Origin of the sequence: Dyadobacter chenwenxiniae, from assembly GCF_022869785.1 — a bacterium.
Taxonomy (GTDB): domain Bacteria; phylum Bacteroidota; class Bacteroidia; order Cytophagales; family Spirosomataceae; genus Dyadobacter; species Dyadobacter chenwenxiniae.
The window spans coordinates 5,960,260-5,984,445 of sequence record NZ_CP094997.1 but is presented as its reverse complement, the minus strand read 5'-3'; the positions used below and the strand labels follow the sequence as shown (position 1 = coordinate 5,984,445).

17 protein-coding genes and 1 tRNA gene are annotated in these 24,186 nt (G+C 42.8%); 7 read left to right on the top strand and 11 right to left on the bottom strand.

Annotation, left to right across the window (positions count from 1 at the left end; genetic code table 11):
* Positions 1–2: 2 nt before the first annotated feature.
* On the top strand, positions 3–1,028 hold the full coding sequence (hemE, locus tag MUK70_RS25640) for a uroporphyrinogen decarboxylase (RefSeq protein WP_234605512.1): 1,026 nt from the start codon (positions 3–5) through the stop codon (positions 1,026–1,028).
* 11 nt (positions 1,029–1,039) lie between these two features.
* Positions 1,040–1,570, top strand: a complete 531-nt coding sequence (locus MUK70_RS25635) for a D-glycero-alpha-D-manno-heptose-1,7-bisphosphate 7-phosphatase (protein ID WP_234657323.1) — start codon at positions 1,040–1,042, stop codon at positions 1,568–1,570.
* Between the two features lie 6 nt (positions 1,571–1,576).
* Here the strand turns inward: MUK70_RS25635 and MUK70_RS30885 are convergent, their stop codons facing one another.
* Together MUK70_RS30885 and MUK70_RS25630 are read right to left on the bottom strand one after the other, a co-directional pair.
* Positions 1,577–1,708 (bottom strand): hypothetical protein, encoded by a 132-nt coding sequence (locus MUK70_RS30885; RefSeq protein WP_255713504.1) that lies wholly within the window; start codon positions 1,706–1,708, stop codon positions 1,577–1,579.
* A 110-nt stretch (positions 1,709–1,818) separates the two neighbouring features.
* Positions 1,819–3,300 (bottom strand): type III PLP-dependent enzyme domain-containing protein, encoded by a 1,482-nt coding sequence (locus MUK70_RS25630; protein ID WP_234605515.1) that lies wholly within the window; start codon positions 3,298–3,300, stop codon positions 1,819–1,821.
* 443 nt (positions 3,301–3,743) lie between these two features.
* Here MUK70_RS25630 and MUK70_RS25625 point away from each other — a divergent pair, with 443 nt between their 5' ends.
* The 5 genes from MUK70_RS25625 to MUK70_RS25605 all read left to right on the top strand — a co-directional run bounded on the left by MUK70_RS25625 (position 3,744) and on the right by MUK70_RS25605 (position 10,614).
* Positions 3,744–4,370, top strand: coding sequence for a TetR/AcrR family transcriptional regulator (locus MUK70_RS25625; RefSeq protein WP_234605516.1), 627 nt, complete (start codon positions 3,744–3,746; stop codon positions 4,368–4,370).
* Positions 4,360–5,727, top strand: coding sequence for a TolC family protein (locus tag MUK70_RS25620; protein ID WP_234657324.1), 1,368 nt, complete (start codon positions 4,360–4,362; stop codon positions 5,725–5,727). The genes MUK70_RS25625 and MUK70_RS25620 overlap by 11 nt, the downstream gene beginning before the upstream one ends.
* A gap of 49 nt (positions 5,728–5,776) precedes the next feature.
* Complete coding sequence (locus MUK70_RS25615; protein ID WP_234657325.1) at positions 5,777–6,913, top strand: efflux RND transporter periplasmic adaptor subunit; 1,137 nt, start codon at positions 5,777–5,779, stop codon at positions 6,911–6,913.
* 80 nt (positions 6,914–6,993) lie between these two features.
* On the top strand, positions 6,994–10,425 hold the full coding sequence (locus MUK70_RS25610) for an efflux RND transporter permease subunit (protein WP_234657326.1): 3,432 nt from the start codon (positions 6,994–6,996) through the stop codon (positions 10,423–10,425).
* A gap of 115 nt (positions 10,426–10,540) precedes the next feature.
* Positions 10,541–10,614: transfer RNA gene (locus MUK70_RS25605), tRNA-Pro, on the top strand.
* Between the two features lie 665 nt (positions 10,615–11,279).
* Here MUK70_RS25605 and MUK70_RS25600 read toward each other — a convergent pair.
* From MUK70_RS25600 to MUK70_RS25560, 9 genes are all read right to left on the bottom strand, one after another.
* The gene (locus MUK70_RS25600; protein WP_256464058.1) at positions 11,280–12,464 is read right to left on the bottom strand and encodes a radical SAM protein; all 1,185 of its coding nucleotides are present in this window, start codon (positions 12,462–12,464) and stop codon (positions 11,280–11,282) included.
* Between the two features lie 170 nt (positions 12,465–12,634).
* Positions 12,635–12,826 (bottom strand): hypothetical protein, encoded by a 192-nt coding sequence (locus MUK70_RS25595; protein ID WP_234657329.1) that lies wholly within the window; start codon positions 12,824–12,826, stop codon positions 12,635–12,637.
* 152 nt (positions 12,827–12,978) lie between these two features.
* Entirely contained in the window at positions 12,979–13,725 is a 747-nt protein-coding gene (locus tag MUK70_RS25590) for a glycosyltransferase (RefSeq protein ID WP_234657331.1), read from the bottom strand.
* A gap of 19 nt (positions 13,726–13,744) precedes the next feature.
* On the bottom strand, positions 13,745–15,649 hold the full coding sequence (locus MUK70_RS25585) for a glycosyltransferase family 2 protein (protein ID WP_234657333.1): 1,905 nt from the start codon (positions 15,647–15,649) through the stop codon (positions 13,745–13,747).
* 68 nt (positions 15,650–15,717) lie between these two features.
* Positions 15,718–17,655, bottom strand: a complete 1,938-nt coding sequence (locus MUK70_RS25580; RefSeq protein WP_234657334.1) for a glycosyltransferase family 2 protein — start codon at positions 17,653–17,655, stop codon at positions 15,718–15,720.
* A gap of 71 nt (positions 17,656–17,726) precedes the next feature.
* Entirely contained in the window at positions 17,727–18,452 is a 726-nt protein-coding gene (locus tag MUK70_RS25575; RefSeq protein ID WP_234657335.1) for an HlyD family secretion protein, read from the bottom strand.
* A 10-nt stretch (positions 18,453–18,462) separates the two neighbouring features.
* Positions 18,463–20,652, bottom strand: a complete 2,190-nt coding sequence (locus tag MUK70_RS25570) for a peptidase domain-containing ABC transporter (RefSeq protein WP_234657472.1) — start codon at positions 20,650–20,652, stop codon at positions 18,463–18,465.
* 81 nt (positions 20,653–20,733) lie between these two features.
* Positions 20,734–23,124, bottom strand: coding sequence for a TonB-dependent receptor (locus MUK70_RS25565; RefSeq protein ID WP_234657336.1), 2,391 nt, complete (start codon positions 23,122–23,124; stop codon positions 20,734–20,736).
* Positions 23,125–23,172: 48 nt separating this feature from the next.
* Positions 23,173–24,186, bottom strand: coding sequence for a 2OG-Fe(II) oxygenase (locus MUK70_RS25560; RefSeq protein WP_234657337.1), 1,014 nt, complete (start codon positions 24,184–24,186; stop codon positions 23,173–23,175).

The following is a 24,186-nucleotide window of genomic DNA, read 5'->3' as shown; positions in this document are numbered from 1 at the left end:
GCATGGAATTGAAAAATGATCTTTTGCTCCGGGCAGCGCGTGGGGAGAAAACAGAACGTACTCCCGTTTGGATGATGCGGCAGGCTGGCCGGATTTTAGCTGAATACAGGGCCGTTCGTGAAAAGGCCGGAAGTTTTATAAAGCTGGCGACAACGCCTGAAATGGCGGCTGAGGTTACACTGCAACCCGTTGATTTATTGGGCGTTGATGCGGCCATTATATTTTCCGACATTCTGGTAATTCCTGAGGCTATGGGATTGCCTTATGAAATGGTAGAGAAAAGCGGGCCGATTTTTCCTGCAACAGTTCATACGATTCAAGATCTTGACAAACTGCACATTGCCGAACCAGAGACGGATTTGAAATATGTGCTAGATGCGATTAAACTGACCAAAACAGGCTTAGCCGGACGTGTGCCACTGATCGGTTTTGCCGGAGCGCCTTTTACGATCTTCTGTTATATGACGGAGGGCAAAGGCTCGAAAACATTCTCTGTTGCCAAAAAGCATCTTTACGCAGATCCGGAATTTTCGCATTTATTACTTCAAAAAATAACGGACAGCACTATAGCTTACCTGAAAGCACAGATTGCAGCGGGCGCAAACCTTGTTCAAATTTTCGATTCCTGGGCTGGAATTCTCTCGCCGGAACAATACAACACATTTTCTCTGCCATACATTAAACAGATTTGCGACGCCGTTGATGAAGTGCCGGTTACCGTTTTTGCCAAAGGTGCATTCTTCGCACGCAAAGCCATTAGTGAGCTAAGTTGCTCGGTTGTAGGTTTAGATTGGAACATGGACATTGCGGAATCACGCGAGTTAATTCCTAACAAAACATTGCAAGGAAATCTTGACCCTTGCGTGCTATACGCTTCGTATGATCAAATCAGGAAAGAGGTGAAAAATATGGTGCAACAATTTGGTACACAGCGCTATATTGCCAATTTGGGCCACGGAGTTTACCCGGATACAGATCCTGATAAAGTGCGCTGTTTCATCGAATCCGTTAAAGAATTTTCTTCCTAGCCTTTTATTTTATGCCGTTATCTAAAACTAAATGCATCTTCCTCGACCGCGACGGAGTGCTGAATGAGGATTGCCCGGATTATTTGTATGAGCTGCAAAAGCTGGTTATTCCCGAAGGCGTTGTAGAAGCGCTTCAAGCTCTCAAAAAGGCTGGTTATCTGTTGATTGTGATTACAAATCAGGCTGGGATTGCGAAGGGGCTTTATACTTCGGATAATGTGTATGCCATTCATGAAGCGATGCAACAGGCATCTGGAAACGCATTGGATGACCTTTATTTCTCGCCTTATCACCCTAATGTTTCCGGCATTTCACTTTCCAGAAAGCCTGGCTCGCTGATGCTGGAAAAGGCAATTGCAAAATATAATATAGATGTGGAGCAGTCCTGGATGATTGGGGACCGGGACAGGGATATGGAGGCTGGAAGAAATGCGGGTGTAAAAACAATTCAGATTGTTCCTGAAACAGAAGCTTCAACAGGCGATTTTGCTGCGGTCAGTTTTTTTGAGGCAGCTAAAATAATCCTTGAAGGCGAGATTTAAACTTTTTCAGCTGACGCGTGTAACAGGTGCCGGCTGCGTTACTTTTTGCGTAGAACCATAAGCGGGACAAGCATGCTTGGTGCAAGATGCAAATGCAAGCGAACCGCAGATAGTAAGGAGAAGTAATGTCTTTTTCATTTTCCTGTTCGTATAAAATTTGTCACCGCAAAAATATAAAAAATAATTCTTTGAATGAGCGTTTTAGTTTGACTAATAACGAACTCATTCAAAGAACTTTATATAGAAGGTCAGATTTTTGTTTCTACCAATTCTTCCTCTTCCTCGATCGGCTGCATTTCCGTTCCCACATTCCTTTCCGGAACAACAAACGACTCCTCTTTAAAGCCTAATATTTTAAGCATTGAATCGCTGTTTTGCTCTTCGGCGAAAACGCGTGTGACGATCTTGCCATCTTCGTCCTTATCAACCAAAACGTGTTTGGGCGCCGGAATGAGGCAATGTTGAATGCCGCCATAGCCTCCGAGAGATTCCTGGTAAGCGCCCGTGTGGAAAAATCCAATGTACTGCTTCTCCGAATCTTCTTCGAAAATCGGCATATACAAGTCGGCGCTGTGCATTTCACTGTTATAGAAATCCTGCGAATCACACGTTAATCCACCAAGATTGACCTTTTGATAAGGACTATCCCAGTTATTGATCGGCAGCATGATGTATTTCTGGTTCATGCCCCAAGAATCAGGAAGCTGCGTAATGAAAGAACCATTAATCATATACCAAAGCTCCTTGTCATTTTGAAGCTTCTTATCAATGATTTCATATATTACCGCACCGCTTTCACCTACTGTGTAACTTCCAAACTCAGTGAAAATGTGCGGAACAGGAACATTATTCTTGTTGCAGATCCACTGGATGTTCTCAATGATCTCGTCGATCATTTGCTGGTAATCATATCCGGCTTGCAATGAGGTTTGGATCGGTAACCCGCCGCCAATGTCGATCGAGTCTAGTTCAGGGCAAATTTTCTGCATTTCGCAGTATTTGAACATAAACCTCGTAAGCTCACTCCAATAGTATGCACTGTCTTTAATGCCCGTATTAATAAAGAAATGGAGCATTTTCAGCTTAAACTTCGGATTAGATTCGATCTTCTCCTTATAAAGCTGCTGAACATCATTGTAGCGGATTCCCAGACGAGACGTATAAAAAGCAAAATTGGGCTCTTCATCCGTTGCAATGCGCATCCCGAAATTGACCGTATCCGCCGTAACCTGCTGTTCGTATGATTCAATCTCTTTAAGGTTATCCAAAATCGGGATAACATTAAAACCTTCGTTGATCAACTCACTCAGATACTGCGTATAACGTGGCAGTTTGTAACCATTGGCAAGAATATAAGTGCTTTTGGTTACTTTGCCCCGGCGATACAATTCGCGGATAATGGGAATATCAAAAGACGAAGAAGTTTCGAGATGTATATTATGCTTCAAAGCCTCTTCCAGCACAAAGCTGAAATGCGAAGACTTTGTGCAGTAACAATAAGTGTAGCTTCCTTTGTAATTATGTCTTTTGAATGCATTCCGAAAAAACATATTCGCATTTTCGATATGCTCCCCTATTTTCGGCAGATAATTGATTTTTAACGGCGTACCATGTTCTTTGATGATATCCATCAGTGGTACATTGTTGAACAGCAATTCATTATTATCGACGTTAAACTCCATTGTAGGAAACTCGAACGTCTGCTGAATCAGGTCAATGTAGCTTTTCATTGATTTGTTTGTCGCGATAGCAATTAGTGAATTGGAAGTTATTAACTAAGACAAATAACCGGAAAATTGGTTAGAATATGTGTCAATTCCAAACATCGATTACATCTAAATCATTCCCTTACCAACGCATTTTATCTCCCGATTTAATAAGTTCATACCCCAAATAATCCGTTTAATAAATTTTCGGTTGTTCCATTTGCCCGTGCTGACCTACTTTTGGCGCATCAGTTTTCCGGATTTTCATCAACTCAACCCAACAACTATGCATTTTGTAAAATTACTCCCCTCTCAAACAAGAAAAAATCGGCCCGTAAGTCTGTGGAACAGCACGGTCTTACAGCAACGCTAGAACCTGAGCGTCAGCGTTTACCCATCGTCAGAAAACTTTAAACATTTTGAAAGTTTTCGTAGTTTATATCGTTTGAATATTTCAAATTTGCTCCGTGAAAGAGCGAATAATAAAATCAGCCTTAAATCTTTTCTGGCGCTATGGAATCAAGAGCGTTACCATGGACGATATTGCCAAAGATCTGGGGATTTCGAAGCGGACCATTTACCAGCACTATTCAGACAAAGAGGCCATTTTGGCATTGGTGATCCAGAAACAAATTATGGACCAAAAGTGCGAAATGGAGAAGTTGGAAGAGAAAGCAACCAACCCGATTGAGCAAATGATGTACTCATCGACACAAATGCAAAACACGCTTTCGGACATGAATCCGGCTTTGTTGTACGACCTGAAAAAATACTATCCGACGGCCTGGGAGCAGTTTGAGACCTATAAACATGAATTTTTACTCAAAAGCATTCAGGAAAACCTGATTATAGGCATTGAGCAGGGTCTCTACAGACCGGACATTGATGTGGATGTGCTCGCACTACTCCGTATTGAACAGATAGTGATGGCTTTCGACCCGACTATCTTCCCACAAAAAAAATTCAGCATGATGCATACCCAGATGCAATTCCTGCTCCATTTTTTAAGGGGAATTTTATCAGAAAAAGGATTTGAATATTACAACACCATAAAAGACAGATCAGCAATTGAAATCAATACCCATGAAAAATGACCAAATAATACGCCGTAGCCTGATGCTGCTGGCGATCTTACTCAGCTTTGTCCCGCTTCACGCCCAGGACGGGAATTTTTCGCTCGAACAAGCCGTGGATTATGCTATCAAGCATAATTTGAACATTAAAAACGCACAACTGGATGCAACATCTGCCGAAGCACGGATTGGTGAAATCAGAGCGGCTGGTTTGCCGCAGGTAAGCGCAACTGTTTCCGTAACCAATAACATTATTATACCGCGATTTTTCCTTCCCGGAGGCAGTTTGGATCCCAACACACCGCCGGACGCACCACCGGCAGCGCTAGAATTCGGGATTCCGTGGCAGGGCGCAGCATCCGCTAATTTAAACCAGCTTATTTTCAACGGTTCTTATTTTATCGGACTAAAAGCTGCCGCAACTTATCGTGAACTGGCGCAGAAGAGCACAACTTCGTCGAAAGTGTGCGTAGCGGAGGCGGTTACAAAAGCTTATTACTCTGCGCAAGTGGCGGAAGAACGGGCTAAACTACTTGATCTCAACATTTCCCGGGTGGACTCGCTCATGCGTGAGACCAAGGCAATGAATGCCAGCGGTTTCGTGGAGCTTCTGGATGTAAACCGGCTTGAAGTGCAGATCAACAACCTACAAACCGAACGTCAAAAGGTGCAAAATCTCATTGAGCTTAGCTATGCACTGTTGAAATTTCAGATGGGAATGCCTGCTAATGAGCCTATTAAGCTGACCGACGACATTAATGCAGTGAATGTGGATTCGCTGAGAGCAGAATCTGCAAACTCCGACCTCAGCTATGAAAACCGCATTGAATACTCATTACTGAATACACAAGAAAAACTGGCCGGCTTGGATCTGCGCAATGTAAGAAGCGGTTACCTGCCCAGTGTATCGGCTTCTTTGGGCTACGGATACAATGCTGGTGCGGATAAGTTTTCGCAATTATTTACCAACAACTGGTTTCCCAACATGGTGCTGGCGATCAACCTGAACATCCCAATCTTCGACGGTTTTTCCAAAAAATACCAGATTAACCAGAAAAAGATTGCCATTGATAAGGTGAAAAACAACCAGACATTGCTGAAACAGTCGATTGATCTAGAAAACAACCAGGCGAGTATCAGCATCAAAAATGCATTCGCAACGCTGGAAACGCAAAAGCGGAACCTGACGCTGGCTGAGGAAATCGTTCGCGTCTCAAAAATCAAGTATAAAGAAGGTGTTGGTTCCAACATTGAGGTGATCAATGCAGAATCTTCACTGAAAGAAGCGCAGACAAACTACTTTACAGCACTTTACGACCTGATGATCGCCAAAGTTGACCTGAGCAGAGCCAAAGGAGAACTTTATACTGAAAAATAAGCAACACATTAACACGAAACAAAATTTGAAACTGCTACTTACCTATATCATGAAACGAAATATTTTAATTATTACAGCCATGACCGTCCTGCTTACAGCGTGCGGCGGAGGAGAAAAGAAAGAAGGGTTGGACGGTAAAAAAGAAGAACTGGCCAAGCTTAAGGCAGAGCGTGCAGAGAATGAGAAAAAAATCAAAGCGCTTGAAATTGAGATTACCAAATTAGATCCCAACAAGGCAGCAGAAGCGAAGGTAAAACCGGTTACCATTGATACGTTGAATGCTGAAACATTCCGCCATTACGTGGAATTGCAGGGAACGGTGGATGCTAAAAATAATGTGCTGGTAACGCCAAAAACAGGCGGCGCCATTGTCGCAATGTATGTAAAAGAAGGTGATTACGTAAAGGCAGGAGGCATCATCGGGAAAATTGACAACAGCATTCTATCTGAATCCGTAGAAGAGCTAAAAACACAAATGTCGCTCGCCAACACGATTTATGAAAAGCAAAAAAATCTTTGGGACCAGAAAATCGGTACCGAGATTCAATATCTGCAAGCCAAAAACAACAAGGAGTCTCTGGAAAGAAGAATGAGCACGTTGAACAGTCAACTGGCGCAAACCAGCATTGTATCGCCAATGGCCGGTGTGGTTGATATGGTCAATGTAAAAGTGGGAGAAACAGCTTCCCCGGGCGTTGGCGTAGTGCGGATTGTAAACCTGAGCAATCTGAAAGTAATTGCAAAAGTATCTGACACATACGCAGCCAGCGTGAAAAAAGGCGATGAAGTGATTGTGAAATTCCCTGATCTTAAAAAGGAATATAAAGCAAGAATCACTTTCGTAAGCACTGCCGTGGACCCATTGTCGCGGACATTCACAATTGAAGCCAACCTTCCAACGAGCAAAGACATCAAGCCTAACATGATGGCGCAGGTGCAGATCAATGATGCGATCAGCAAAAATGCTTTGGCGATCGATCAGAACTATGTGCAGAGCACGGAAAAAGGGAATGTTGTATATGTGGCTGTAACCGAGGGCAATAAGAAAGTGGCCAAGGCAAAAGAAGTGAAAACCGGTTTGAGCTACAACGGAAAAGTAGAAATCCTGTCCGGCCTCACCGCAGGCGACCAGCTGATCACATTGGGTTACCAGGAAGTCTCCGACGGTCAACCAATTAGTTTTTAAGAAAGCAATGATGAGCGAAATCACATGCACTCATTCTGTCATCGCACCGGCGATCCGGTCACTAATTCAACATTAGCTATATGAAATTCGAAGAATATAAAACCCTAAGCTTCACCAATTGGTGCGTAGAGAATCGGACGACGATTTACATCTTTACGTTCATCATTACGCTTGCCGGGTTTATGGTCTATAATAACCTGCCCAAAGAGCAGTTTCCGGATATCAAGATCCCGCAGATCTATATCAACACGATTTACTTCGGGACAGCGCCTGCGGATATCGAAAACACGATTAACAAACCCATTGAAAAGCAGTTGAAATCGCTGAATGGGGTTAAGAAAATTAAATCCAATGCATTGCAGGACGTTTCGGTAATCCTGGTTGAGTTTACGCCGGACGTGGCTGTGGAAGTTGCACTCCAGCGAGTCAGGGATGCGATTGACAAAGCCAAAACGGACTTACCGCAAAACCTGGATTCAGGCCCGACGGCACAAGATGTGAACTTCTCGGAGTTCCCGATCATGAACGTCAACATTGCGGGTAACTTCTCACTGAAACAGTTGAAGCAATACGCCGAAGATTTGCAGGATGGAATCGAAGCGCTGCCTGAGATTACGCGTGTGGATATTTTAGGTGCATTGAACCGCGAAATCCAGATCAATGTAAACCTGGACCGCATGAAATCATCCGGTCTGACATTCTTCGACGTGCAAAGTGCAATTCAGAGTGAAAACATCAACGTTTCGGGTGGTGAACTTAATGTACAGGGTGTCCGCAGAACGCTTCGTGTTAAGGGTGAGTATACCAATGTTGCCGACATGGCAAACATTCGAATCCGGACTGCAACAGGCGCAACGGTGCGCCTGGGCGATGTAGCCGAAGTGTCTGACAACTTTGAGGAGCAACAGGATTTTGCCCGTTTGGCCAACAAAACAGTAATCACGTTGAACGTCATCAAGCGTTCCGGTGAAAACCTGGTGGAAGCCGCAGACAAGATTGAAAACGTAATCGCCGACTTTAAAGAAAACCGCTTTCCTCCGGGATTGGATGTGAAGATCACTGCCGATCAATCCATTCAAACGAGGGCCGATTTGCATGACCTTATCAACACCGTTGTGCTTGGTTTTATCTTCGTCGTAATGGTGCTTATGTTCTTCATGGGCGTTCGTGATGCGATTTTTGTCGGACTTTCCGTACCGCTTTCCGCATTGGTTGCGTTCGTAATGATGCCGGTCATTGGGCCATTGGTAGGAACGGAATTTACGTTGAACACCATTGTTCTTTTCGCATTCCTGCTCGGAATCGGGCTTGTGGTGGATGATGCGATTGTGGTAATTGAAAACACGCACAGGCTATTCAACAACCATAAAGACTGGACGATTCAGCAAGCCGTGAAAGCTGCCGCAGGTGAAGTTTTTATTCCCGTGCTTTCCGGAACATTAACAACCATTGCGCCATTTTTCCCACTGCTTTTCTGGACGGGAATAGTCGGGGAATTCATGAAATTCATGCCGCTGACGCTCATTATTACCCTGGGCGCGTCGCTTTTTGTGGCCTACGTAATGAACCCGGTGTTTGCGGTGTCATTCATGGGTCGTCACGACGATGAAAAAGAAGCCCACGACACGAGTTTCAAAGCCATTCGCAGGCCATTGATTATCCTGGTCGTAGCGGCATTGATTGGTTATCTGATCGACCGCGGGGTTGGTAACTTCTTCGTATTCATACTCATTCTTTGGGTTTTCAACCATTATATCCTGACACCAAGAATTCTGGTCCCATTCCAGGACCGCTTGTTGCCTTCTTTGAAAAATGGCTATCGCAAGTTGATCGACTGGCTTTTGAGAGGCTGGAGACCTGTTGTCGCTATTCTGATCGTGTTCGGTCTGCTGGTATTTACGTTCGTGCTGACTGGTATCGTTCAACCCAAAGTTCTTTTCTTCCCAAGTGGTGATCCCGATTACGTTTATGTTTACAATAAATTGCCGATAGGAACAGATGCGCGGGTGACAGATTCTGTGACCAAGATCATTGAGAAGCGTGTTTTTGATGTTTTGGAAAAAGAAAAAGCGATGGATATGGTGAACTCCGTAATTGCCAATGTTGGTAAAAACGCGGGAGACCCTTATAACCCAGACCGTTCTGCAACGCCGCATAAATCAAAAGTAACCGTTGCATTTGTATACGGAACCGAGCGCGGCGGACGATCATCAGAAGCCATTCTTCGCAAAATCCGTGAAGCCGTGAAAGGCATTCCGGGAGCCGAAATTTCGGTTGAACGCGAGGCAGTAGGACCTCCCACCGGAAAGCCGATCTCGATCGAGATTTCAGGTGATGATTTTGAGGTGCTTCAAAAACTTGAAAAAAGCGTTTTGCAAAAGGTGCAGCAATCGGGCATAGAAGGAATTGATCAATTGCGCTCGGATCTGGTAACAAACAAACCTGAGATCGTCATCGACATTGACCGTGAAAAAGCACAACGCGAAGGCATTAGTTCCCAGCAAATCGCGCTTGCCGTCCGCACCGCACTTTTCGGTCTGGAAGTCTCCAAATTCAGGGATGACAAGGACGAATATCCGATCATGGTAAGGTTGGAAAAAGATGACCGCGAGCAAATTGAAAAACTTTTGAGCCTGAATGTGGTTTACCGGGACATGAATATGGGTGGTGCATTGCGCCAGGTTCCGATCACTTCCGTTGCCAACATTCATTATTCAACGACTTTCAGCCAGATCAACCGCCAGGACCAAAGCCGGATTGTAACATTAGGCTCGGACGTCTTGCCTGGCTATAATGCGAACGAAATCGTGGCGCAAATCCAGGCATTGATCCAGGATATGGAAGTTCCAAATGGTTATATTATCAAAATGGGCGGCGAGCAGGAAGAGCAGAATGAGTCTATGGCGTTCCTTGGAACTGCATTTGGCGCAGCGATCTTACTGATCTATTTGATCCTCGCAACCCAGTTCAACTCGGTTGTAAAGCCATTCATTATTTTCTTTACGATCCTGTTATCGTTGATTGGTGTATTGCTCGGCTTTATCATTTTCAATAAGGATTTTTCCATCATTATGTCAGGCGTCGGTATCATTGCACTGGCCGGGATTGTGGTGAAAAATGGTATCCTGCTCATTGAGTTTATCGAAGAGCTACGTGGGCGGGGCTACCCGATGCGCGAAGCCATCATCGAAGGCGGAGCGATCAGGTTAACGCCCGTATTGCTGACAGCCTCGGCTGCTGTGTTGGGCCTTGTGCCATTGGCTTTGGGTATCACGGTTGACTTCGTAGGTCTTTTCAGGAATCTGGAACCACACCTGATCGTCGGCGGACCAAGCTCCATTTTCTGGAACATTCTAGCCTGGACCATCATTTTCGGTCTTACATTCTCGACATTACTTACATTGATCATGGTTCCATGCATGTATTATGTCAACGAGCGTGTCCGCGACAAGTGGTTCAGAAAAGGCAAGAAAGAAGTTGTGAACCCCAACTGGCAAAACGAAACTATTTAACAGCTTGGAATACTGTCTGTCTCATTTTTTTTCGAAATGAAATAGACAGTATTCCAAAAATTCCTAGATTTGCAACCCCGATGAGTTCGGGCGCTGACTCAGTCAGCAATTATTTCGGGATGTAGCGCAGCCCGGTAGCGCACTAGCATGGGGTGCTAGGGGTCGCAAGTTCGAATCTTGTCATCCCGACATTGATTATCAGCAACTTACAAGTCAAATTGTAAGTTGCATTTTTTTTAGGTCGAACATAGGTCGAACATTTTTTTCGACTAACCCTGAGTTTTTGCTAGTTTTAATTAGGTCCGAGGTTGTATTTTCTATAATTTTTTAGCCCTTTAACTGCCATGTAAAGCGGCAAATTCGTGTCCAAATTGTTGCAAACCTTCTGCTGACAAGCCTCTTTTCACATAGTATATTGAATAACAACCATTTCGCCGTCAACCCTTGTTAGTAAGCATTTCTGAAAATTAGCTCTTTCAATTCCATAAAAACATTATCAGAATTAGAGTAGAAGTAGAGTGCTTATTCGGAGGAAATGAGTCACGCCCTGTTTATCATAAGACAACTCATATATGTTGTACATAGAGTACCGTCGCCCCTGCTAGGAAGCTCGAATGGCACTTTTTATAAAAATTAATTTTTGGCAAAAACTTTTGTAGGCTTATCTGCAGTATTTTAATGGCAGAATTTTGATAACATTTTGAAAGATGACGTTGAGATTCGAATACAGCTGATATATACTCGGCCACTTTGCCGTGCAAAACGCGTGGCGGTTTTTACACTTTCTTTTAATTCAACCCATAACTAGGTCACAGGGACCCATTTACGATATAGGCGATCACAAGACGGGAACTTCAATCCCGGCCAATGTCTGCCAAAACCTCCCGTACATCAATGGCCTCGAGCATCGCAGCACGGCGGGTACTCTTTGACAATCCACCTATAACGACGTTCTGAACATGTGCAATTATTTTCACCAAATCGCGACAATACACAGTCGGATTATTGAATCCTTTTTCCTGCCCATACCTATGAGCCAAAAAACCACCTCCGCATATCTCATTAATGGGACATCTCTGACATACATCAGGAAGATTTACATGGCTTTCATGATACAAGCGAATCAGTGGGGCCTGAATAGCTTCTTTCAGTTGATGAGTCTGAATATGAATTCCTTCCTTTGTAAATCCATCTCCGCAAGATTTCAATCCATCCACTGTCTCAATACTCCCGTCCGTTTCTATGATGAGATAATTGCTTGTATGATTCCCCAACATATCAAACCCTACATTACATCCCAGTACTGTAACTATTAGTTGAGTTAAGAAACGGATATTAGGCTTATCATAATCTTCATCAAAATACCACTCCGTAAATAGCCCGATCCACCAGTCTGAATAGCTATCTGCGTGTTCCCTTTTGGGGAGATTGTCATAATTGTGATGTGGAAATAAAAAATCAAGATTCCGGACTTTCACATCCTTAAAAAACCGATACAACACAATTGGATCACTTTTTGGTGTCATAACAGCTAAAACACCGATGTCTCTTCGTGATCCAAAAAATTCCATCGCCGATCGTATTCCACTTAGAGTCCTGTCGTAAGTGCTTCTGCCCCGGTGATCAATACGATGCAAGTCGTTTATGGTCTCGGGACCGTCGATGCTAATTGATAGCGACATATCATTTCTTTCAAAAAGACGAAACCAGCTCTCGTTCAATAAAAGGCCGTTCGTTTGCACCGAAAAGACCGGAATAATTTCCGGTCTCAGAATGGTGTTAAATTCTTCCAGAAAGTACTCAAAATCACCAATCGGCATTAAGAGCGGTTCTCCTCCATGAATAATAATTTCAAAATACCTTTTGTTTTCGGACAAGCAGTAGTCTCTAATCCTTTTTGCTAAGAGATTGACATGGTGTTTACTTAGAAATTTTGGCTGTAATTGAAAACTCAGATCACCAAGGTTATACATGTAACAATAGCTACAATTAATATTGCACCTGCTTGAAACTTTGATAACAAGTCCTTCTAAATTCACAATTCAGTTATCCAAGTGTATTTTGATTAACCCCGGTGTAGCGAATATACATTTTTGGTATACCCAGCTAAGATTGGCAGCAATAACTTCTATTCCTTTCAATTTGATCCAGCTATTTTTATAATTTGGTATAGAAGACTTAAATTGTATTCTCCTTCCTATAAATAGCATTATCGTATTTGATCAAGTATTACACTGGCCTGGTGCCAAAAGCTTTTATTTCGCTTTTCATACACGGGTGCATTATATTCTTTATCGCCACCTTTTACATTTTCTAAATCAGAAGGCTCTATGACTTCAAAATCGTCAACAATACCATGGACGAGTTCCTGGTCCTTGAAATATTCAATTGATTTTTTCATAAGAATGGTACGTTTAGCTGTTAATTAAATATAATAAGTTCATGCTTACTCTCGTAATTTATTCGACAACCCCACTCCTATTTTCGACCAATCAGCCTTCCGACTTTGATTTTAGTGAGCACCTACAAACCTAATTCTCTAATATCTTATAATTAGACAATTACATCTAGGTTTAAGTATTTCGCTTTTAAGCTTTCAAACAGACTATCAGCACGATACGATGCATCTTTATCTACCCGTTCAGAACTCCAAGCGCCATTGTATAGGTGGATTGCCAGAGTTTCCTGATCCAATTCATTGGCACTTTCATTTATAAAATTTAAATAATTAAACCAGGGTATTGGGCAAAAAACATGAGGAGCTTTTATAAAAGGGCTGGCATCATAGCTTCGGATAATCTCTCTGAATAAGAAAGGCCCGCACGACCCCCAGGGGACAACCTTTGATTTAAGAATTCGATCCTCGATTGCTATCAAACAATCCTGGATTATTTCCGCTTCCTGGGGAACTTTGAGATTACAAACGTTCAGTGTTGGGACTTTTCTGTCTTTGTAAAAATACTCGGTGGCAAAACAATAATCCTCTTCTACGTCAAAAAATTGTACACAAACAGAATCAAGGTCTACCCACCATCCACCATTCTCATATAGCATCCTATATCTGAACCAATCAGAAAAAGCCGCATAAAGATTTCTTGAATCTTTAAATATCCTGTCTTTGCTCAATATTGAATTGGCGTCCTTCAAAATAGTACCTTCGGGAACATTTCTTATTTTGTCGTAGCTGTATAAATGAAATTCATGGCCGTTTTTCAAGTACGAATTGATCGACAACTGCTCCATAGTTGATAAACTGTCGCCAATCCACAGGCTTTGCACTATTTCGTTTCCAAATTTCATATGATAGTAATAATATCGCTTAAAAACTGTACGTATTCATGGATACTGCGTCTTGGACTACCAAAACTGAATTATTGCTGTTTTTCTTTTGTATTACCTTTTGAAAAAATTTAATCAAATCCTCCACGTGGTGATCGAAGCAAAAATGCATTCTGTTTTTCCAACAGTTATCCCGGAGCTCCTTCATACGAGGTTTGTTTCTCAAATGCTCTCCCAATTCATCTATATTCGAGAAAAAAACCCCCATATCGTATTTGCGCATTATATTTTGTGATGCAACTGTATGCTGACAGTTATCTCGCTGAATCATCGGCAATCCGGCCGCAGCCATTGTCGACATACGCGCTGGATAGTTGAGATCCATCCAATCCATTTTCATAAGCTCTCCCTCGTTTGAACTTTCGAACACATGCAACCAACCCGCGTCATATTTCGAAAATTCCGAAGTCCATTCATCCGGACGGCAGTTATGATAAAGGTGCAAATGATCCGGCGCCAGATTAATAGCCTGCTTTATCCAGCGATCGTAGATATTATGAGTGATATCACCATAAATGTGCAGGTGAATATTTTGTAGAGACAGCCCAAAAACATCCTGAGGCTGAATGCCAAACGGACGTCCCGCGATTACCGTATGTATCTGTCCATTATCACTGTCGGAAAGCAGGCTCGAAGTCTCATCCTTGAAGTAAAACCTGGAAGGCAGATCTCCATCGATCACGTGTGGTATAGGGCTCTCGCATACGAGAAATTGCTCGAACCACTTTTTATTCTCATCGTTTATGTAAATCTGCCCGTCCGACTTCTGAAAGAGATCCATGAGCATTTGCCACATACCTTGTTGCCTGCAAAAGAACGGACCTTCCTTAAAATGCCATACGAACGGTATGTCACGATTCGTCATCAGCACTTCATGGGCAAGGGGAACGGCAACAAAATTAAGAAGTGCGTATATAATGTCCGGTTTGATTTCTTTTACCCTTTCCTGCCAGTTCCTCAGCGGTATATCTTCGACGTTCCCGAATGGCAAAGGCCCCACCGTGTTAAGATTATAGGGTCTTTCCATCCATAATCCGTATAACTTGTGCCCGCGCTCTTCCAAGGCACATATGCGTTCAGGATTGTAGGCCAGCTCTCCGACAAGCAGTATTTTCAATGAGGATTTATCTGCCCCCCGAGTTTTATATTTTATTGATTTGTAATCATTAAACTCGTCGATATAATGCCCCGTCGCCGATTGAAAGCGAAGGCGTTGTTTAACGTTATAATACTGTTTATAGCGGTGGATTCCGCCACCCCACTTCAATTCACTGATAATCTTGTGCCGTTGCAATGGTTGTGACACCCACTCAGCAGTAATTTCAGAGGTTGAAATAACACTACCATACGGCTCTAACTTATCCCAATACATCCGTCCCAGGTCATCCGTAACCAGTTCCTCCCGTTCCAACCACCGCTCCGCCGTCTTTTTATGTAAAACCTGGACCAATTGGATTGGCATGTCCTTGATTTTGCCTGTCGCAGTCTTTCCTTGGCTGCTAAGATTTGAGTCATAATAGTGGTACTTAACCCCCGAGTAAGCCATAACAGCATCTTCATTTCCGTGAAGGATTCCATACAGAGCGTTCAGGTGCTGTTTAAAATATATATCGTCAGCAGGCAAATAGGCGATGTACTCGTATTGAGACAGCTCAATTCCCCTGTTTGCACAATACCCTAAACCCCTGTTCCTTTCGTTTTCGATATATCTTATCCTGCTGTCTTCCGCTAATTGCTTGATAACTTCTTCTAAATTATCGGTAGAGCCATCGTTGATAATAATGATTTCCCATTTCCTGAAAGTCTGCGCATACATACTTTGGATTGCGCGTCCAATAAATTCCGATTGATTATAAACTGGAAGAATCACGGAGATACCTTGCATGCCCATAGGTCTACAACATCGATTAAAAATGACAAGTATTTTAGTTGTGCTCTGTAATCCGGCGTATCCTATGCTGCCGTAGGGGCAATCAGCACACTTTGTTCATTCGGATACTTCGCTGTATTCCGAAATGGCTCAGGGGAGTCGCTGGCATGCTTTCTTCTGATTACCCGTTTAAAAAAATTAACCAGCCCATGAACATGATGCTCGAAGGAAAAATGGGCCCTGCTACCCCAACAGTTCTCTCTGATGCGTCGCATGTAAACCTGATCCCTTAAACGTTCACCCAGTTCTTCAAAGGATTCGTAGAAAATACCAACCCCCAATTTGTTAGTTATGGTTTGAGAAGCAACTGTATGTTTCAAATTGTTACGCTGAATCATCGGCAGGCCGGCAGCCGCCAGCGTTGACATCCTGGCTGGGTAATTTAGGTCCAGCCATTCAGCTTTCATCAATTCTCCCGAATTCGAACTTTCAAACACATGCAGCCAGCCGGCATCATACTTTGAGAATTCGGCTGTCCATTCGTCAGGCGTACAATTACGGTAGATGTGTAAGTGCTCGGGTGCTAATGCAAAGGACTTATCCAGCCAGTTTTTATACGATCTGTGATGATAATCTCCATAAAAGTGAAGGTGAATATCTTGTGCAGCCAAGGCCTGTATGTCATCAGGTTGAAGCCCAAATGGTCGTCCGGATACCACTGTGTGCACCCCGTCGACCGAATCTGATAGCAATTCGGATCTTTGGTCTTTAAAATAGTAGTTGGGTGGCAAATCTCCGTCCAGGATATGTACTAATGGTTCGTTGGTAAACATTAAGAACTGCTCAAACCATAACCTGGTCTCCTCATTAATGTAAATTTGCCCGTCAGATTTTTGATAGAGCTCAACTAACTGATTCCAGGTACCTTGCTGCCGACAATAGAACGGGCTTTCCTTGAAATGCCAGACAAAAGGAATGCCGGGGTTATCAACCAGTACCTCATGCGCCAGCGGGACTGCTGAGAAGTTTAATAGAGCATAAATGACATCCGGCTTAATTTCCTTCACTTTCTCCTTCCAGTTCGACTTGGGTATATCTTCGACATTTCCGAATGGGAGCGGGCCTATTGTATTATAAAAGAATGGCTTATCTATCCACAAACCGTATAGTTTATGTCCCATTCTTTCGAGCGCACATATTCTTTGCGCATTGTACGCGAGTTCTCCTACCAGCAAAATTTTCAGTGGCTCACCATCCAGATTTACCACTTTGTCTTCCAGTATACTATAGTCTTTGAATTCGTCAATATAGCTTCCGCTTTGCGACTCGAAACGAATCCGATGTTTTACATTATAATATTCCTTATAACGATAAATCCCTCCGCCCGCAAACTCATTGAAAAACTGGTGTCGTTGGAGTGGGTGAGATACCCATTCCGCAGTAATTTTTAACGTAGCAACGAAATCTCCGAGCGGATTAAGCTTGTTCCAATACATCTGGTCCAGGTCAGCCGTCGTCAACTGCTCTCTCTCCACCCATCTCATATCAACTTTACGGTGCATTACCTGAACCAGTTGCAGGGAACGTTCCGGCACCTTTGCCAAGGATGTCTTACCTTGACTTGTGTGTCCCGTATCCCGGTAATTGTATTTAACACCCGAGTAGGTAAGAATCGCATCAGGATTTTTATCCAATGCTTCCACAAGGTAATACAGATGATCCTCAAAATAAACATCGTCAGCTGGCAAATAGGCGATCATATCGTACCTGGCGTGTTCGATACCTTTGTTCAAGCTATATCCCAAACCTTCGTTTCTCTCATTTTTAAGATAGGAAATCCTATCGTCTTCCAGTCGAAACATGTTCACAACACCTTCTACCTGGTCCGAAGAACCGTCATTGACAACAATAATTTCCCATTTACCAAAAGTTTGCTTTTGAACACTTCTGATAGCCCGGCTTATAAACAAAGCCTGGTTGTAAACCGGAATAATAACTGAAATTTTTTTTTCTTTGCTCATTTTTTATTCAGGTAAGTCCTAACGCTATACACTATACGAAAGCACTCAGAGTATACTGAAAGATCACAATTCTACTTGGTCTGTGAGTGGAATATTCTCTGCAATACGCTTCTATTATTGGTAAGTATCTCCGCTTTCCCAGAAAACCTCGGTTGATCAGGTATGTCGTATTTGATATTAGTAACAAGCCTCTGGTTTAGCTCTACAGATACCCGATAAAAACCTTCAATTTTTACAGGAACGATGTTCATTATCTTCCCTTCCAGGTAACCAAATTCACTGCGTGGATACTCGTCCAGATTTATTTGAACCCTCTGACCAACTTTCACTTTCCCCGACTGGTTTATCGACAGAAGCAAGATAACACTGTAACCGTTAATTTGTTGAGCAATCCAAATTGTTTGCTTTTCAGAGTTATCTTTATAGCCCTTCGTAACAAATACCCGCCCGGAAAACGGGCTGACGGTCACATGATGTTCGTGCGACCTCAAATTCTCTTCTATCAGCAGCGTGTCCCCCTTGTTAATGAACTGGTTCTCCTTCACCTTTTTGGTATAGACGACATTATCCTCGGATTGGTACCAGCTCACCTTATAGGGCTGTTCATCCGCAATGAGCTCCGACTCCGCCAAAATCACATCCGGGTAACGGATGTAATGAGAGACAAGCAGAACACATAACAGCAGAAATAATGCTACCGTAATTCCCCAGCGAATAATCCGGTTCGGAATGATTCCGATAATTTCCTGGATGTCCTCACTAGGTCTTTCAAATTGCATGGATAGATCCTTTGCCATAGTCAAGTTTTCAAGCCGCCCCTAATTCCAACTGGTTTTTAACTAACTCGAAATAATATCCTTTCGCTTGCGAAAGTTGTTTATGCGAGCCAATTTCCGCTATCTCACCATTATTTAAAACAATAATTTGATCGGCATTTTTAACTGTACTCAACCTGTGCGCAATTACAACTACCGTTCTTCCTTTGAAAAATGCATCTAGGTTCTCCATGATAATTTTCTCATTGTTCGCATCGAGAGCGCTGGTCGCCTCGTCAAAAAATAGATAATCTGGATCTTTGTAAACCGACCTGGCTATGAACAAACGCTGTCGTTGACCACCGCTGATGCCAGCTCCGGTATTACCAATTTTGGTGGTAAAGCCTAGCGGTAATTTTTTGATGTATTCTTCAATATTGGCAACACGAATAGATTTAATCATCCTGCCTTCATCTATTTGCTTCCCATCAACGGCTATATTCCGCGCAATGGTGTCAGAAAAAATGTACCCGTCCTGCATTACTGTACCACACTGTTCTCTCCATTTGGATGCGGATATCTCTGCTATATCTTTTCCGTCAATGGTGATCTCTCCTTCCTGAATCGGATAGAATTTTAAGAACAGTTTCAATAATGTAGTTTTTCCACTCCCACTGGATCCTACAATGGCAGTTACCTTACCCTTAGGGATATGCAGATTTATGTTTTTTAGCACATTAGCAGATCCGGGAGCTCCGTATCGAAAGGATACATTTCTAAAAACAATGCCATCATTGAGTGAAAGATCAAATATATTGCGCTCCGGAATTCCTTGCTCGCCATCCTGTTCCCTTTTCCAATAAAATTCCTCGTTTAATTCCTCATTAGGCTTGTTATGTATTTCGCCGAGGCGGTCAAGACTCATCTTTGCGTCTTGTATTTTCTTTACAAAATCCATTATCTGATTCAACGGACCGTTCATTTGTCCGATAATGTAGGAAATACCGAGCATTGCTCCCAATGTTATTTGGTTGTCCAAAACAAGTTTAGCAGCAACAAATGAAATAAGGATATTCTTCAACTGAGTAAAAAAAGAAGCTCCCATTTCTTGATACTGTTCCAAACTGAGGCTTTTTATATTGATCTTGAAAAGTTTGGCCTGAATCTTCTCCCATTCCCAACGGCGCGCTTGTTCACAGTTATTAAGCTTTATTTCTTGCATTCCTGTAATCAACTCGTATATCGAATTTTGGTTTTCCCTTAATCTTTGAAACCTTAGGTAATCCAGGTTTTTCCGCCGTTTCAGGAAAATAAATACCCAGCTGATTGAAAGAATGCTGCCAATAAAAAATATACTAAGCAGCCGGACATCATACATAGCCAAAACAATTGAGAAAACAATCAGATTGATAAAAGAAAACAAAGTAGTAAGCGAAGATCCGGTTAGAAATTCTTCTATCCGATGATGGTCACTTATCCGTTGTGAGATGTCTCCAATGTTTTTCGATTCAAAGAAGTTTATCGGTAACTTCATCAACTTGGTCAAGAAATTAGACACAATCGAAACGCTAAGTCGGGTATTAACATGGAGTAAGACCCAGTTCCGAATCATATCTACTCCGATATTTCCCAGAAACAGTAATAGTTGAGAAAATAGAATCAAATAAATAAAGCCGACATTCCGCATCTGGATACCGTAGTCAACCAGGCTTTGAGTAAGAAATGGGAACAGCATGCTGACCATACTTCCAAACAACATTCCCAATATAACCTGAAATAGGTATTTCGAGTACGGCGACAGATACTGAAATAGAAATCCGAATCCGGAAGGAACCGCCTTCTGCTCCTCCGTGCCTGCATAGAATTCCGGCGTTGGTTCCAGCAACAGCGCTACTCCGCGCCCGTCTGCTGTGCCTGCCCAGCATTTCATTAAGGTTTCTTTGTCTACCTTCACCATGCCGTGCCCAGGATCTGCGATCAAGTGTACTATTTCCTTACTAAATATGTTTTTTTTTCTGGTCTCATACAAAACAACAAAGTGCTCCTGGTTCCAATGTAAAATACACGGCAACGGTACTTCCTCCACCAGTTTTTTGTAGTTCAGCTTTATTGGCAAAGTCTTCATGCCAATTTTTTCCGCGGCCTGGCTGATTCCATTCAGATTTACTCCATTACGCGTGATAAACATGTTGGAGCGAAAAAAGTCCAGTGAGTACATCTTACCGTAAAATGCAGAGATCATTTTCATACAAGTCGGCCCGCAATCCATGTAGTCGAGTTGGCGATAATATTTGTGTTTTGCCCCAAACATAATTAACTGATTCTAGTTTCTTGCTCTGTTTTCTTCGTCGGCTCCGCTGCTTCTTTTTTCGTTCCGCCTGAAAGTAGATTTTCCGAACTTATAAGTGAGCTGTAGTTTTACAGACCTATTGTCGTAGGTCTGATAAATGCGAGATCGGAAGTTTTCCAGATTCGCACTGATTCTTGGGTTACCTGTAAAAAAGATGTCATTCACTACAAGCTGCGCATTGAGGTTGTTACTCAGAAACGATTTCTGAACAGCAAAACTGACCTGATAATACGACCCAATGTTATATATCAGATCCTTTGATTTTCCATTATACTCATAGGAAACCTCGAACGTGAAGCTTTTTGGTAAAGTGAACACATTGTTGCCTTGAAAAGAAAATGCAGCCTGCCTGATTTTGTGAATGGTTTGCTCATAAAGCACATTTTGTTTGAGGTAGTAGACGCTCAGGTAATGCTGCATTTTCCACCATTTGGCGGGGCCGACAGCATAACTGATATCCCATGAAAAATTCTCCAAGTTGCCCAAATTCTGGCGTGTATACAAAGTGATGTTGGTGAGTGTATCCAGATATGGTATTTGCGAAACAATGCTTACATCTTTCCGATAGCTGATGGTGCTGCTTATTTCTTTGAACGAATAAGCAATATTGGCCGTGTTGATGATGGTTGGCCGCAGAAAAGGATTCCCTTCGGTGTACATATAAGGATTCACATACCACCTGAAAGGATTCAGGTCATAAAAAGACGGCCTCTGGATTCTTCGACTATAGGCAAATGACAATAGCGCATCATCATTAATTTGATAACCCAGTTTCAGGTTAGGCAACATTTTGAGATATTCCCGGGCAATAACCTCATTGTCTCTCACGGAATTGCCATTTGTTTTTGTGTTTTCTGCCCGAAGGCCTAATTGCAAATTCACCTTTTTACCCAGGGACGTAGAGTAGGAAAGGTAACCCGCAAGGATGGTCTCGTCGTATTTAAACTCATTGCTTCTCCTTTTGTCCAGTATCCATTGACCAGCTGACAGGGTGTCGAATTTTAAATCATTGTGGCTGTATGTATGGGCTATTTTTGAGCCGATGTCCACCTTACCCTTGCCAACGGGGAAAGTGTAGTCGAGCTGTGCAGCTTTGATTTGAATGCGTGTATCGCCATTGCTCCTAAGCCTGGTGGCCACCTGACCTTGTATGAAATCGGTTATATTTTGATTTTGCAATGAATTGTAATCTGCATAGGAGGCATCTATACTGAGCCGTTTCTTTCCAAATTCGCCCCGGTAACTGGCATTTACCGATTGGTTGTGGTTTGAGGGCAGTTGAATATTTTTTGTAAGCACCGAGCTTAATTCCTCCTGAGAAGACGTATTCAGAAGTCGGGTCGTTGTGGAATTGGGGTTATTCGCGGTGCTGTTAAATCCCTTGTATAGAACACCTATGGTCTGCTTGGCGGCAATGGAATACTCTGTTCCGATCTGATAACTATGTGCTTGGTTATCACCTGGGTTACGTAGAAATGATTTTAGCTGCTGGGTATTGTTCTCGACAAATTGCGTAAGCGAATTCTTATAAAGCTGACGATTGCGATTATACCAATACGTCCCAAAAAAGCTAACTTTCTTTGCCTTATAGTTTGTAGTGACGCCGGCACCGCCAGAGTTGAATGAGTTGCGAATTCCGTATGCGGAAACATTTCCGCTCCATCCCAGATTTTTGTCCCTTTTTAGTTTGATATCAATTACGCCTTTGTATTCGCCGTCATATCTTACGGATGGATTTTCTATGATTTCAATGGATTCGATCTGGTCCTGCATCAGGCTGTTGAGATAGTTTGCAAGCTCCTCCGAGCTCATAGGAACGGGTTTTCCATCTATAAGTACCATAGGTTTCACATTGTTGCGTAGGGTAATGCCGCCACCTGCACCGACCCTTATGCCGGGTGATCTTTTCAGGACATCAATTGCATTAATAGAAGTTTTGAACAAGCTGTTGGAACTCACATTAATGATCGTTTTGTCAAATCGTCTTTCAAAGGCAGGTTTTTCGCCTCTGATCACCACTTCATTCAGCAATTTTTGATCCGTGACCATGGAGACATTACCCAAATCCATAACCACGTTTACGGAATCGAAAACCAACGGGCCACGGTATACTTTTTGGTACTCAATCGAGGATATTTCCAGGATGTATGTCCCAACAGCACTAATGGGCAACTCAAAACGACCAGTGCTATCCGTAATGTCACCCTTCACAAACGCCGAGTCAGCAGAAGACAGCAAGGTAACCGTTGCAAAAGGCACTCCGTTAACCGTGCCTTGCTGCATTGCTTTTCCCTTGATCGTCCCCGTTTGGCCCATAGCACACCATGAACAGAGTAACAGAATTGCTAGTAGTAAGTTTTTCATAAAAACTGGTTGTATTTGCCTCGTTAGTTTCACTCTTTATCGATCACGTTAGTGGGTCGCAGGCCTGCTTTTAACCCAAATATTGCAGGCATATTTTACTCCATTCTGAACGGGTAACCCTGCGTGCAACGAAAATGGCAGGATATTCCCCCTTGAATCTTCATTCATGAAATGTAAGGCCTTACCTGTGCTGGGGGAAATTTTTAACATCAGCTCAGGAAAGTATGTCTCACCACCGCTGAAGTCTTCATTGAGATAAACTAGAAGGGTATGTCTCCTCCTTAATTTATCATTGGTATCCAAATGCGGGTTAAACCACTGTCCCGAGGCGTATCGGACACATTGAAGACCTTCTATGTGCGACTTACGCACTTTCAGCATGTCGGCTGTTCTGTCTCTTATGACTGGATAAAGAGACAATTCGCGAGAGGATAAATTGATACTGTAGCTGGTTCTTGAGCCGTCTATTTTTACTTCTCCGTTTTTATCCGTGACCGTACTTTTGAAGTATCCATTTCTTGACTCAGTGTAATCAATAATTTCCAGACATTCATTGCGCGAGAAAAAATCGGGAATGAGCTTAATGCTCTTCTTTTTATATTTTTCTATGGCGAGTAGTTCTGGATCACGTTTTGACGGAATTTCTGGAAGATCTCCCGAGGCTCCTGCAACCAGCACAATGCCTGTCCATTTGTCGATAAAATCAAGATAGGTAACGATTGTCTCACCCTGATTAGGTGCGTACAGAACAATCTGGTTATCGGCCATTTTTTTTACTAGGTTGAGATATTTTGCACCATTTTCTTCTTTAACCTGCGCTATAAATGGTGGTTCAAGGTGACCTATTACTTCGGGTGTTAACCGCATCGTTGACGAAGCAATATTTGCAATATCCAGGAATTTTATAATATCCCTCAGTGATATATTTGGGTAGTTCGGGCAGGCTATAAGCTCTTTTCGGAGCAGCGTCCTGTTGGCCGTAATGCCTAACATCTCAACATACTGATGAAGTAAAAGTAGGCTTGGGCAGTATTCAGAAAGAGTTTGAGATGCTATTTTCAT

Bases quoted from the DNA above. Each gene is read 5' to 3' on its own strand.
- MUK70_RS25565 (WP_234657336.1), bottom strand. From the start codon at position 23,124: ATGAAAAACTTACTACTAGCAATTCTGTTACTCTGTTCATGGTGTGCT.
- hemE (WP_234605512.1), top strand. From the start codon at position 3: ATGGAATTGAAAAATGATCTTTTGCTCCGGGCAGCGCGTGGGGAGAAA.
- MUK70_RS25615 (WP_234657325.1), top strand. From the start codon at position 5,777: ATGAAACGAAATATTTTAATTATTACAGCCATGACCGTCCTGCTTACA.
- MUK70_RS25570 (WP_234657472.1), bottom strand. From the start codon at position 20,652: ATGATCTCTGCATTTTACGGTAAGATGTACTCACTGGACTTTTTTCGC.
- MUK70_RS25635 (WP_234657323.1), top strand. From the start codon at position 1,040: ATGCCGTTATCTAAAACTAAATGCATCTTCCTCGACCGCGACGGAGTG.
- MUK70_RS25590 (WP_234657331.1), bottom strand. From the start codon at position 13,725: ATGAAATTTGGAAACGAAATAGTGCAAAGCCTGTGGATTGGCGACAGT.
- MUK70_RS30885 (WP_255713504.1), bottom strand. From the start codon at position 1,708: ATGAAAAAGACATTACTTCTCCTTACTATCTGCGGTTCGCTTGCATTT.
- MUK70_RS25630 (WP_234605515.1), bottom strand. From the start codon at position 3,300: ATGAAAAGCTACATTGACCTGATTCAGCAGACGTTCGAGTTTCCTACA.
- MUK70_RS25580 (WP_234657334.1), bottom strand. From the start codon at position 17,655: ATGAGCAAAGAAAAAAAAATTTCAGTTATTATTCCGGTTTACAACCAG.
- MUK70_RS25610 (WP_234657326.1), top strand. From the start codon at position 6,994: ATGAAATTCGAAGAATATAAAACCCTAAGCTTCACCAATTGGTGCGTA.
- MUK70_RS25595 (WP_234657329.1), bottom strand. From the start codon at position 12,826: ATGAAAAAATCAATTGAATATTTCAAGGACCAGGAACTCGTCCATGGT.
- MUK70_RS25575 (WP_234657335.1), bottom strand. From the start codon at position 18,452: ATGGCAAAGGATCTATCCATGCAATTTGAAAGACCTAGTGAGGACATC.
- MUK70_RS25620 (WP_234657324.1), top strand. From the start codon at position 4,360: ATGAAAAATGACCAAATAATACGCCGTAGCCTGATGCTGCTGGCGATC.
- MUK70_RS25585 (WP_234657333.1), bottom strand. From the start codon at position 15,649: ATGCAAGGTATCTCCGTGATTCTTCCAGTTTATAATCAATCGGAATTT.
- MUK70_RS25560 (WP_234657337.1), bottom strand. From the start codon at position 24,186: ATGAAAATAGCATCTCAAACTCTTTCTGAATACTGCCCAAGCCTACTT.